General features: G+C 74.4%; 9 protein-coding genes. 3 read left to right on the forward strand and 6 right to left on the reverse strand.

Annotated features, from left to right (window positions below):
- The first annotated feature begins 74 nt into the window (after nucleotides 1-74).
- On the forward strand, nucleotides 75-1,535 hold the full coding sequence (locus ACFQ8E_RS11020) for a nucleobase:cation symporter-2 family protein (protein WP_430550584.1): 1,461 nt from the start codon (nucleotides 75-77) through the stop codon (nucleotides 1,533-1,535).
- Nucleotides 1,536-1,613: 78 nt separating this feature from the next.
- Nucleotides 1,614-3,050 carry an isochorismate synthase MenF gene (locus ACFQ8E_RS11025; protein WP_430550585.1) on the forward strand — a complete coding sequence of 479 codons (1,437 nt, stop codon included), beginning with the start codon at nucleotides 1,614-1,616 and terminating at the stop codon, nucleotides 3,048-3,050.
- A gap of 18 nt (nucleotides 3,051-3,068) precedes the next feature.
- On the opposite strand, the gene ACFQ8E_RS11030 is transcribed toward ACFQ8E_RS11025, so the two are convergent.
- Nucleotides 3,069-4,607, reverse strand: a complete 1,539-nt coding sequence (locus tag ACFQ8E_RS11030; protein ID WP_430550586.1) for a DUF6114 domain-containing protein — start codon at nucleotides 4,605-4,607, stop codon at nucleotides 3,069-3,071.
- Nucleotides 4,608-4,635: 28 nt separating this feature from the next.
- A complete protein-coding gene (locus tag ACFQ8E_RS11035; protein WP_430550587.1) occupies nucleotides 4,636-5,226 on the reverse strand; it encodes a DUF6230 family protein in 591 nt (196 codons plus the stop codon).
- A gap of 154 nt (nucleotides 5,227-5,380) precedes the next feature.
- On the opposite strand from ACFQ8E_RS11035, the gene ACFQ8E_RS11040 reads away from it, so the two are divergent.
- Complete coding sequence (locus ACFQ8E_RS11040; protein ID WP_430550588.1) at nucleotides 5,381-5,980, forward strand: TetR/AcrR family transcriptional regulator; 600 nt, start codon at nucleotides 5,381-5,383, stop codon at nucleotides 5,978-5,980.
- Between the two features lie 140 nt (nucleotides 5,981-6,120).
- Here the strand turns inward: ACFQ8E_RS11040 and ACFQ8E_RS11045 are convergent, their stop codons facing one another.
- From ACFQ8E_RS11045 to ACFQ8E_RS11060, 4 genes are all read right to left on the reverse strand, one after another.
- On the reverse strand, nucleotides 6,121-7,926 hold the full coding sequence (locus tag ACFQ8E_RS11045; protein WP_430550589.1) for a trypsin-like peptidase domain-containing protein: 1,806 nt from the start codon (nucleotides 7,924-7,926) through the stop codon (nucleotides 6,121-6,123).
- Between the two features lie 96 nt (nucleotides 7,927-8,022).
- Nucleotides 8,023-9,861: a 2-succinyl-5-enolpyruvyl-6-hydroxy-3-cyclohexene-1-carboxylic-acid synthase gene (gene menD / locus ACFQ8E_RS11050; RefSeq protein ID WP_430550590.1), complete on the reverse strand. Its 1,839-nt coding sequence runs from the start codon at nucleotides 9,859-9,861 to the stop codon at nucleotides 8,023-8,025.
- Complete coding sequence (locus tag ACFQ8E_RS11055) at nucleotides 9,858-10,874, reverse strand: o-succinylbenzoate synthase (protein WP_430550591.1); 1,017 nt, start codon at nucleotides 10,872-10,874, stop codon at nucleotides 9,858-9,860. The genes menD and ACFQ8E_RS11055 overlap by 4 nt, the downstream gene beginning before the upstream one ends.
- Nucleotides 10,875-10,966: 92 nt before the next feature.
- Complete coding sequence (locus tag ACFQ8E_RS11060; protein WP_430550592.1) at nucleotides 10,967-11,134, reverse strand: hypothetical protein; 168 nt, start codon at nucleotides 11,132-11,134, stop codon at nucleotides 10,967-10,969.
- Nucleotides 11,135-11,292 lie beyond the last annotated feature (158 nt).

The following is an 11,292-nucleotide window of genomic DNA, read 5'->3' on the forward strand; positions in this document are numbered from 1 at the left end:
CGGTCGAATAGTGGAAGGCTTCTTCCGCACACCGGAAGAGTGAAGACCATCGATAGCGAACGAGGAGGTCCGCTATGTCACGGTCCGCTACCACCCGCGCGGCGACCGGTCCCGCCCGCCCCGAGGACGAGCGCCTGCCGATCGGCGCGACGTTCGGGTACGGCTTCCAGCACGTCCTGACGATGTACGGCGGCATCATCGCCCCGCCGCTCATCGTGGGCGGCGCCGCCGGGCTCACCTCGGCGGAGATCGGCACGCTCATCGCCGCCTCGCTCTTCATGGGCGGCCTGGCGACGATCCTGCAGACGGTCGGGATCAAGTTCTTCGGCTCCCAGCTCCCGCTGGTGCAGGGCGTGTCGTTCGCCGGCGTCTCGACCATGGTCGCGATCGTCGGGGGCGGCGGCGGGATCCCCGCCGTCCTCGGCGCGGTGCTCGTCGCGTCGGCGATCGGGTTCCTCATCACGCCGTTCTTCGCCCAGATCATCCGGTTCTTCCCGCCCGTGGTCACCGGCGTCGTCATCACGACGATCGGCCTGACCCTCATGCCGGTGGCGGCGAACTGGGCGATGGGCGGGAACGCCGAGGCGCCCGACTACGGCTCCACGAGCAACATCGGGCTCGCGTTCCTCACCTTCGCGATCGTCATCCTGCTGTCCAAGGTGGGCTCCGGCGTCGTCTCGCGGCTGTCGATCCTCATCGCGATCGTCGCCGGCACGCTGATCGCGCTCGCCCTCGGGATGGCGGACTTCGCCGGCGTCGGCGAGGGCCCGGTGTTCGCGTTCCCGACGCCGTTCAGCTTCGGCGCGCCGACGTTCGAGGTCGCCGCCATCGTCTCGATGCTCATCGTCATCCTGGTGACGCTCACGGAGACGACCGCGGACATCATCGCCGTCGGCGAGATCGTCGGCACCAAGGTGGACCGCAAGCGGATCGCGAACGGCCTGCGCGCCGACATGGCGTCGTCCGTCGTGTCGCCGGTCTTCGGCTCGTTCACGCAGTCCGCGTTCGCCCAGAACGTGGGCCTGGTCGCGATCACCGGCGTGAAGTCACGCTTCGTGGTGTCGGCCGGCGGCGTGATCCTCGTGGTCCTCGGCCTGCTGCCGGTGCTGGGCCGCGTCGTGGCCGCCGTCCCGACCCCCGTGCTCGGCGGCGCCGGCGTGGTGCTGTTCGGGTCGGTGGCGGCGTCGGGCATCCGCACCCTGGCCAAGGTCGACTACAAGAACTCGATGAACCTCATCATCGTGGCGGCGTCGATCTCGTTCGGCATGATCCCGATCGCGAAGCCCGACTTCTACGACCAGTTCCCCACGTGGTTCGGCACCATCTTCCACTCGGGGATCAGCTCGGCCGCGCTGATGGCGATCCTGCTGAACATCCTGTTCAACCACATCAAGGCCGGCACGCCCGAGAACCCCTCGGTCTTCGTCAAGGGCACCGCGAGCAAGGCCGTCGACGACGAGCAGCTCGAGGACCTCGCCGACGACGGCGTGCTCAACCGGTCCAACCGCCGGGAGGGCGAGGCGACCTCGAGGTGAGTGGTCGGTGCAGCACACGGGGCTGAGCCGCGCACCGTGAGCGGGGCGTGGCGGACCGTCGGGCGTACCCTGGAGCCGATGTCCGCCACGCCCCTGCCGGCGCCGCGCCCCCACCCGGGCACGACCACCGGCACCAGCCCCGATCCCGCGACAGCGCCGGCCACGGAGCCCCTCGCGCTCCTGGTCCGCACCTCCCGGATCGACGACCTTCCCGGCGGTCTCACCGCCCTCGTCGACCTCCTGCCGGACACCCGCCCGCTGAGCTGGGTGCGGCGCGGCGACGGCATCGTCGGCTGGGGCGAGGCGCTCCGCTTCGACACCTTCGGGCCCGGCCGGTTCGCCGACGCCGAGGCCGCCTGGCAGGCCACCCTCCAGCGGGCCGTGGTGCGCGACGACGTGCGCCTGCCCGGCACGGGGCCCGTCGCGTTCGGCACCTTCGCCTTCGACGACGCCGGCCAGCTCGACGACCAGGACGGCGACGACGCCGGCCACCCGCGGCCGGACGGGTCGCTCGTGGTGCCGCGCGTCGTCGTCGGGCGCCGTGCCGGCGTCACCTGGATGACCACCATCACCCCCGGCGCGAGCCTCGACGCCGTGCCGGGCACCGCCGCCCTGCGCCGCGAGCCGCGCACGGACGTCGCCGCCCCCGGCCGGGTCCGCTTCGCCGACGGTGCCGTCGCCGCCGCGGACTGGCCCGCCGTCGTGCGCGAGGGCGTGGCCCGCATCCAGTCGGGAGACCTCGAGAAGGTGGTGCTGGCGCGCGACGTCCTCGCCACCACCGAGCACCCCCTGGACCCGCGGTGGCTGCTGCGCCGCCTCGCCGACCGCTACGAGGCCTGCTGGACGTTCTCCGTCTCCGGCATGGTCGGCGCCACCCCCGAGCTCCTGGTGCGCAGCGAGAAGGGGCTCGTCACCTCCCGCGTGCTCGCGGGCACCATCCGCCGCGAGGCCGGGATGTCGGACGACGACGCCCTGCTGCACGCGGCGCAGCTCGCCCGCTCCTCCAAGGACCTCGAGGAGCACGAGTACGCCGTGCGCTCCGTGGCGGCCGCGCTCGAGCCGTTCTGCTCGTCGATGAACGTGCCGGACGCCCCGTTCGTGCTGCACCTGCCGAACGTCATGCACCTCGCGTCCGACGTCACGGGAGTCCTCGACCGCGTCCTCGACCACGGCCGCGACGCGGCCGGGCGGGCGCCGTCCTCGCTCACCCTGGCGGCCGCGCTGCACCCGTCGGCCGCCGTGTGCGGGACGCCGACGAACGTCGCCCGCGACCTCATCCGCGAGATCGAGGGGATGGACCGGTCCCGCTACGCCGGTCCGGTCGGGTGGGTCGGCGCCGACGGCGACGGCGAGTGGGGCATCGCGCTGCGGTCCGCCGAGCTCTCGGCCGCCGACCCGCGGCACGTGCGGCTGTTCGCCGGCTGCGGCATCGTCGCCGCCTCCGACCCGGAGGCCGAGCTCGCCGAGTCCGAGGCGAAGCTCGTGCCCATGCGGTGGGCGCTCGGCGCGGACTGACGCCCGACGCCGAGGCGCCTACTCCTCCCAGACCTGCTCGCGGAAACCGGACCAGACCTGCTTGTCCGAGGTGGCCCCCATGAGGCCGATCCGCGCGTCGGTCAGACCGAGCAGCATCTCGACCGGCGACGCGCCCGCCGCGATCTTCTCGCCCAGCTCGGCCCAGTCGTCCCCGTCGGGCAGGTCCGCGTGGATGGACGAGATGTACATCTGCGCGTCGCCCTCCATCGACACGTAGTCCGCGTCGGTGACCGTGCCGCCGACCTTGCCGTTGTTGTCGGCGTAGGTCTTGAGCCAGAACCCCGGCACCTTGACGTAGTCGACGTTGATCCGCAGCGCGTCGCGGCGGGGACCGCCGTTCGTCACCGGTACGTTGACCACGTCGATGCCGTTGATGCCGGTGAGCGGCAGCTGCAGGTCCCGCGTCTCGAGCTCGCCGTCGACGGAGAACACGTTGGCGTCCTCGCGCTTGCCGCAGTCACCCGGCAACGAGACGTTGATGTCGTACTCGCCGCCGAACGTGATCCGCGCGCAGGGGCCGAGCTCGAGCTTGAACTCCTTCTCGACGTCGTCCTGCGCCTGCTCCTCGGCCGGGGTGTCCTCCTCGGCCTTGCCGTCCTTGTCGGCGTCCTTGCCGTCGGCGTCCTTCGCGTCGGCGCCCTTCGGGGCGTCGTCATCCGCGCCGGACGCGTCGGCGGCCGTCCCGTCGCCGGCGGACGCACCGTCGTCCGTCGCCCCGGTGCTGCTGTCGTCCGTGGCCTCGCCGGAACCGCCGGCGTCCTGAGACGCGGACGGCGAGGGGCTGGGCGTCGACTCTTCGTCGTCGTCGCTGCCGCAGGCCCACTCGAGCCACCCCAGCGGGTCCCAGCAGTCCGACGCCGCGCGCACCTGCGACGCGGGCGCCGCGGCCGCCTCGACCGCCGTCGTCCCCGTGCCCCCGAGGGCGAGCACGGCGACCGCCGCGACGACGGCCACGTGCCGGCCGCCGCGGGCCGGCTCCTCGTCGAACGGCAGCAGCTCGGCGAGGCCGACCTCCTGCACCTCTCGCGGGTCGGCGGGCGCCGGGGCGGCGTCGCGGTCCGGCGCCGTCGCGGGCACGTCGTCCGCCGCAGGCTCTGCCTCGGCGGCCTCGGCCGCGGGCCGCGGCATCCACGAGACCGCGAGGATGCCGCCGACGACGCCGAGGACCATGCCGACGCCGAAGCCGCCCAGGTTCACGCCCAGCAGCGAGTAGACCGAGATCGCCAGCGTGATCACGCCGTAGAACACGCGGAACTGCGGCTGCGTCATCACGAGGGCGCCGAGGAGCACCAGCGCCACGGGCAGCAGCGTCGACTGCATGCCCTCGATGCCGAGCTGGATCTCGAAGTTGTCGATCTGCAGCCGGCCGGAGAACCACAGCACCAGGCCCGACAGGATCGCGAGCGTGCCGCCCCAGAAGGGCCGGTCCCGCCGCCAGGCGGCGAACCGCTGGCGGCGGGTGGCCGGCACCTCCGGGGTCGACGCCGCGGACGGCTCGGGGGACGCCTCGGGGATCGAGGTGTTCTCGTCGCTCACGCCTGGTCTCCCTGGTCGCCGGGGCCGCTCAGAAGCACTCGGTGCCGTCGGAGATCTTCAGGTGCAGGTCGGTGAGCTTGAAGACCGCGGCCGACGTGCTCGTCGAGACCTGCTTGAGGTCGTCGATGGTGATCGCGTCGGAGTCCATCGCGAAGTCGCCCTTGCTGCCGTGCGCCTTGGTGTTCACGGTGGAGGCGTCGACGCCGATCCGGATCTGGTTGAACTGCGCGGTGCCGCGCAGGTCGCTCATGCCGATCTGCAGGTCGGTCGCCGTGACCGGGTTCTTGGGGTTGGTCCCCGCGGAGATGAGCAGGCCCAGCGGCATGCCGGGGACCTTCACCGACTGGCACAGGTTGTGCAGCGTCGCGTCCTTGATGTTGGCGATCGCCACGGGGCGCGACTTGCCGTCGGCGTCCTTGGACTCGCCGGCGTACTGCGAGAAGCCGGTCCCGTCGAGCTTGTCGGCCGCGATCTTGAACTGCTGGCCCGAGATCGCCATCGACACCGGAACGGCGCCCTGGGCGACGCCGCCCATGAGGACGCCGATCACCGCCACCGTCGGGACCGCCGCGAGCATCGCACGGCCTCGACGCGTGCGCGTCAGTGCGCTGAGCTTCATTTCCCCTCCAACAGACGACATGGCGACCCCTGTGTCGCCGACGAGTGGCGACGGTACGCCCCTTACTGAGGCGCCGTCAATAGCAACGGTTGCCCGCGGCGCTTCACCCTGCGGGCGACGCCGTCACCTCGTGAAACGGCCATATGCTCGGGTCATGGCAGTCGCGCGACGCACCCGGATGAGCCCCGACGAACGCCGGCAGCAGCTCGTCGCGCTCGGGGTAGCCGCGCTGGCCGACCGGCCCCTGGAGGCCGTCACCGTCGAGGACCTCGCGGCGCAGGCCGGCGTCTCCCCCGGGCTCGTCCATTACTACTTCGGCAACCGCCAGGGCCTGCACTCCGCCATCGTCCGCACCGCGCGCGACGCGATGCTGCACGCCACGCAGCCGCGGCCCGAGCTGCCGCCGCGCGAACGCCTGCGCGACACCCTCGACCGGTTCGTGGAGTTCGTGCACGACCACGACGCGACCTTCTACTCGCTCGTGCGCGGCGCGGCCTCCGGCGACGAGCACGTGCGCGCCACCATCCAGCACGCGCGCGACGTGCTGGCCGGGCACCTGCGCGACGCCTTCCAGGAGATCGGCGTCGCCCCCACCCCCCTGCTCGAGGTCGCGCTGCACTCCTGGATCTCGTTCGCCGAGCAGGCGCTCGTCGAGGCCGCGACCGACCCCGACATCGCCCCGTCCGACCTCGCCGACTTCCTCGAGCGCAGCGCGCTCGGCGTCCTCGCCGCACTGCACCCCGCGGCCGACTGAGCCAACCCGCCGCGCTCCCCCTCGGACCCGCCGGTCCGCGCACGGCAAAGCCCCGCGGGCCGCGACGGGGAGGGGGAGTCGTCGCAGGCCCGCGGGGCTGCTGGTGCGGCCGGCCGGTGCGCGGACCGGCCGGCCGCGGCTCAGTTGTTGCCGCTGCCGCCCTGGAGCAGGTCCTCGAGCCAGCCGGGCAGGTTGCCCGGGTCGGTCGAGTCGGAACCGCCCTGGCCCTGGTCCTGACCGTTCTGGTCACCCTGACCCTGGCCGTCCTGGCCCTGACCGTCCTGGCCGTTCTGGCCGTTCGGGTCCTGGCCGTTCTGGTCGTTCTGCCCCGAGCCGCCCTGATCCGTGGCCGACTCGTCGCGGACCGCGAGGGTCACGTCGACCGTCTGCGTCTTGCCGTCACGGACGTAGGTCAGCGTGACCTTCTGGTCGGCCGCCTTCTCCCGGACGTACGCGGTGAGCGACTCGGCGCCGTTGACGGCGTCGTCGTCGATCGCGACGATCACGTCGCCGGCCTGGAGACCGGCGTCCGCGGCGGGAGACCCGGACGACACCTCGGCCACCTGGGCGCCGCGGCGGGTGACGCCGTCGGCCGTGGCCGTCGCGTCCTGCATGGTCACGCCGAGGAAGGCGTGCTCCGCCGAGCCGTCCTTGATGAGCTGGTCGGCGATGTTGGTCGCGAGGTTCACCGGGATGGCGAACCCGAGCCCGATCGAGCCGGACTGCTCGCCGCTCATGCCGCTCGACATCGTCGCGATCGACGACGTGATGCCGATGACCTGGCCCTGCGCGTTGAACAGGGGGCCGCCGGAGTTGCCGGGGTTGATCGCCGCGTCGATCTGGATCGCGTTGGTGACGACCTGCGTGCTGCCGTCCTCCCCCGACGCCGAGACCGGGCGGTCCACCGCCGACACGATGCCCGTGGTGGCGGTGTTCGCCAGGCCCAGCGGGTTGCCGACGGCCAGCACGGCGTCGCCCACCGTGACGTCGTCGGACGAGCCGAACGACGCGGGCTTCAGGTCGTCCGGCGGGTTCTTCAGCTTGACGACGGCCAGGTCGGTGGTCGGGTCGGTGCCCACGATGGTCGCCTCGTACAGGCGGCCGTCGGACAGGGTGACCTGCACGGTGTCGTCCTGCGCGCCCGAGACGACGTGGTTGTTGGTGACGATGTGGCCCTGGTCGTCGAAGATCACGCCGGAGCCCTCGGCGCCGCCGGACTGGCTCTGCACCTGGATGGCGACCACGGACGGGGCCACGGCCGTCGTGACGGCCTCCCAGTCCGGGTTGCTCGAGGTCGAGTTCTTGACCGGGGCCTCGTCGGTGGACTGCGCGGACGAGCCGACGCTCGCCAGCGACGACGGGTTGCCCGCGTCGAACGCGCCGGTCGCCGCGGCGGTACCCAGGCTCGCGAGGACGGCCGCGATGACGGCCGCGCTGGCCACGGGGACCCAGACGGACCGCTCGCGCTTGGTGGCGGTCCCTCCCCCGGGCCCCTGCTGCGAGGACGTCTGGCCCAGGGCGTACGGGTTGCCCGGGCCCTGGCCGTACGGCTGGCCCTGCGGGTGCTGACCCTGCTGCGGGTGCTGCGCCTGCGGGTACTGCTGCGGCGCACCCTGCGGGTGCTGCTGCGTGGAGTACGGCGACCCGGGAGCCATCTGCCCGTAGCGCGGCTGCTGCGCGCCGTGCTGCTGCGCGCCATGCTGCTGCGACGCCTGCTGCGGAGCGGGCGGCTGCGGGGGCCCCTGGGTGGGGAGCTGCTGGGTCGGCTGGACGATGAGGTGCTGGGTGTCCTGCGTGGCCGGCTGCGGCGCGGTGCGGTCCGCGGCGCCCGGCTGCTCGCCCGGCTGGACGGCCGGCCGCTCGGTCGGCTGCTCAGCGGGGTTCGCGCTCCGGTTCGGCTCGTCGGCGCCCGACGGCTGCGGTGCGCCCGGGGTGTCGGTGCTCATGGTGCCCTCCTCGATGTGTGCCTCCAGGAGACCACCCCATCCTGGCGGGGCGCTTGGTTCAACCTGAGAACTTCCTGCGAATCGTGTCGTCGCAGGTCAGAGCGCCTCCCGTACCGCGGCGGCGACGCGGGCCGCGAGATCTCGCGTCTCGGCGAGCCGGTCGGCGCGCGGCACGTGCACCTCGATCACCTGCACGCCGCGCGTCGGCGCCTGGAGGGCGTGCCGCAGCGAGCCGACGTCGAGCACCAGCTGGTGGTCCACGCCGTAGCCGGCGCACAGCTGGGCGAGGTGGGCGCCGTGCGGCGTGCCGAAGACGCGCTCGAAGGTGGCGGCGCCCTGCGGGGACAACGTCGCGAGCTCGCCGTGCTCGAGCGTGGCGAAGATGGACCCGCCGTCGTCGTTCACCACGACGATCTCCAGGTCGACGGGCGGCTCGTGCGGGCCGCGCAGCAGGCCTCCGGCGTCGTGCAGGAACGTGAGGTCGCCGACCAGCGCGCGCGTGCGGCGGCCCTGTCGGGCGGCGGCGTGCGCGACTCCCGTCGCGGTCGACACGGTGCCGTCGATGCCGGCCAGCCCGCGGTTGGCGAGCACGTCGGGCAGGTCGCCGGCCTGGGGGTGGTCCAGCCCGAGCACGAGGTCGAGGTCGCGCACGGGGTTGGACGAGCCGACCACGAGCAGGTCGTCGGGTCCGAGCACCGACGCGACGGCGCGCGCGACGGCGAGCGCGGCATGAGGGGCCGTCAGCAGCCCTTCGGCGACGGCGGCGTCCGAGGTCGCGGCGTCCACGACGGCGGCGGCCGCGCGTCCGGCGGCCAGCCACCGGTCGAGGAATCCGCCGCCGTCGCCGGCGCGGGCCCCGACGGGCGCCGTCGGCGACGACCACCGGTCGGCGAGCGCGGGGACGACGACCTCGGCGTTGCGGGCGGCGTCCGGCCACGGCCCGCCGCCCGGCGCGACGACCGTGACGACGACGTCGGGCCGCCCCAGCAGCCGCTGCACGGGGCGGGACAGCGTCGGGCGGCCGAAGACGACGACGTGCTCGACGTCGCGGGTGAGCTCGTCGACGCCCAGCACCGAGCGGTACGCCGCGACCGCGTTCGGCCCGCCGCACGCCCCCGACGACGGCTCGGCGAGCAACGGCCAGCCCTGCGCCTCCGCGACGGCGCGGGCGACCGTTCCGGCGCCGTCGCCCGCGACGACGAGCGTGCGTGCGGGGTCGCCGTGCAGCGCCGGGTCGTCGCCCGGGGCCGGGGCGGGGGGGACGACGGCCGTGCGGCGGAAGCCGGCGGGCCAGGTCTCCTCGGGCGGGACCGGCGCGAGCGGCTCCGGCGGGTGCAGCGGGTCGCGGAACGCGACGTTCACGTGCACGGGGCCGGGGTGCCCGTCGCGCAGTCCCTGCGCCGCCGCGAGCGCCCGGCCGAGCGTGCCGAGCAGGTCGCGCACCTCGCCCGCGCGCCCGTCCGGGGCGGGGAGGTCCACGTCGTACCGCACGGCGATACCGAAGATCCCCACCTGGTCGGTGGTCTGGGAGGCGCCCGTGCCACGCAGCTCGTGCGGCCGGTCGGCCGCGAGCACCACGAGGGGCACGCCGGTGTGGTGCGCCTCGAGGACCGCGGGATGGAGGTTGGCGACGGCGGTGCCGGACGTCGTGACGACGGCCACCGGCCGCGGCAGCGCGACCTGCTCGCCGTCCCCGACGCCGCGGAGGACGGGCTCGGCCCCCCGCGAGAGGCCCAGCGCGAGGAAGCCGGCGGACCGCTCGTCGACGCGCACGTGCAGCGTGAGCAGTCCCGTGTCCGCGGCCTCGGCGAGCGCGTACGCGAGCGGGGCGGACCGGGACCCGGGCGCCAGCACGACGTCCCGCACCCCCTGCAGCGCGAGGTCGGTCACGAGCGCCCGCGCCGCGACGAGCGACGGCGGCAGGACGGCGCTCATGCAGCCTCCTCGAGCAGGGCGGACAGTCGCGCGTACCGGGCGAGCCAGCGCTCACGCGTCGCGGTGTCGGGCTCGGCCGCGGCGAGGGCGTCCGCGTCGGGTCCGGGACGGCGCACCGGCAGCGCGCCGTCCACCGGCAGCAGCGGGTCGGCGACGACGTCGTGGGCGAGGAGCTGCGACGTCGCGAGGCCGCAGGCGTAGGGCAGGTCGGGCAGCGCCGCCGCGAGCGCGACCCCGGCGGCGAGGCCGACGGACGACTCCAGCGCCGACGACACCACGACCGGCAGCCCCACCTGCTCGGCGAGGTCGAGGCAGGCGCGCACGCCGCCGAGCGGCTGCACCTTGAGCACGACGACGTCCGCGGCGTCCTCGCGCACCACCCGCAGCGGGTCGGCGGCGCGACGGATCGACTCATCGGCGGCGACCGGGACGGGCGAGCGCAGCCCACGGCGCACGGCGGCCAGCTCCGGCACGGTGGCGCAGGGCTGCTCGACGTACTCCAGGCCACCGGCGGCGGCGTCGAGCACCGGGATGCGGGCGAGCGCCTCGTCGACGGACCAGCCGCCGTTGGCGTCCACCCGGATCGCCCCGACGCCGGGACCGTGCAGCTCGTCGAGGGCGGCGCGGACCGCGTCGACGCGGGCCTCCTCCGCCGTCAGCGGCTCGAGCGGGCCAGGTCGCCCGTCGACCGCGGGGCCGCGCTGCGCGACCTTCACCTTGGCGGTGCGGCAGCCGCCCGACGCGAGCACGATCTCGCGCGCCCGCTCGGGCCCGACGGCGGGCACGGTGACGTTGACCGGCACACGGTCGCGCACGGGGGCGGGGAAGCCGACGTCGGCCGCCTCGCGCGCGGCGCGCAGCCACGTCGCGGACTCCGCGTCGTCGTAGTCCCAGAACGGGGACAGCTCGCCCCAGCCGGCGGCGCCCCGCAGCAGCAGGCCGTCGCGCACGTCGAGGCCGCGGAACCTGGTGGTCAGCGGGGTGCGGTACACGATCTCACGCAGCAGCTGCACCCGTTCAGGTTACTGGCCGCCACGCGGGCCGGTGGCGGGACGCGGGCGCGCCGGGGCCCCGCCGACGCCCCCGCCCGGAGGCCGCCCTGCGGTCAGTCGGTGAAGTCCACCAGCTCCGGCACGTACGTCAACGGGCTCGGAGCGGGCCGGCCACCGATGCGCTCGGCGTCGCGGCGGACCGTCTCGGCGTCGTACACGAAGATCTCGTGCGCGACGTCCTCCGGGTCCACCACGTCGTCGTCCGGTTCCCGCACGCTCATGCCCTCAGCGTGCGCCCGCCCGGTGCCGGCGCCGGGGAGGAGCCCGGGCGTGCCGCGACAGGAGCGAGCCCACGGTCCGCAGCGGTTGCAGGAGGCGACCAGGTACGAGACGGTCGGACGCCGTCCCACCTGGGTCGCACGGAGCCGACGTCGAAGTC

Source organism: Isoptericola sp. NPDC056573, assembly GCF_042793335.1.
Classification (GTDB): Bacteria; Actinomycetota; Actinomycetes; order Actinomycetales; family Cellulomonadaceae; genus Isoptericola.

Excerpts from the sequence above, each read along its gene's own strand:
- ACFQ8E_RS11025 (WP_430550585.1), top strand. The coding sequence starts at position 1,614 with ATGTCCGCCACGCCCCTGCCGGCGCCGCGCCCCCACCCGGGCACGACC.
- ACFQ8E_RS11040 (WP_430550588.1), top strand. The coding sequence starts at position 5,381 with ATGGCAGTCGCGCGACGCACCCGGATGAGCCCCGACGAACGCCGGCAG.
- ACFQ8E_RS11045 (WP_430550589.1), bottom strand. The coding sequence starts at position 7,926 with ATGAGCACCGACACCCCGGGCGCACCGCAGCCGTCGGGCGCCGACGAG.
- menD (WP_430550590.1), bottom strand. The coding sequence starts at position 9,861 with ATGAGCGCCGTCCTGCCGCCGTCGCTCGTCGCGGCGCGGGCGCTCGTG.
- ACFQ8E_RS11035 (WP_430550587.1), bottom strand. The coding sequence starts at position 5,226 with ATGAAGCTCAGCGCACTGACGCGCACGCGTCGAGGCCGTGCGATGCTC.
- ACFQ8E_RS11020 (WP_430550584.1), top strand. The coding sequence starts at position 75 with ATGTCACGGTCCGCTACCACCCGCGCGGCGACCGGTCCCGCCCGCCCC.
- ACFQ8E_RS11060 (WP_430550592.1), bottom strand. The coding sequence starts at position 11,134 with ATGAGCGTGCGGGAACCGGACGACGACGTGGTGGACCCGGAGGACGTC.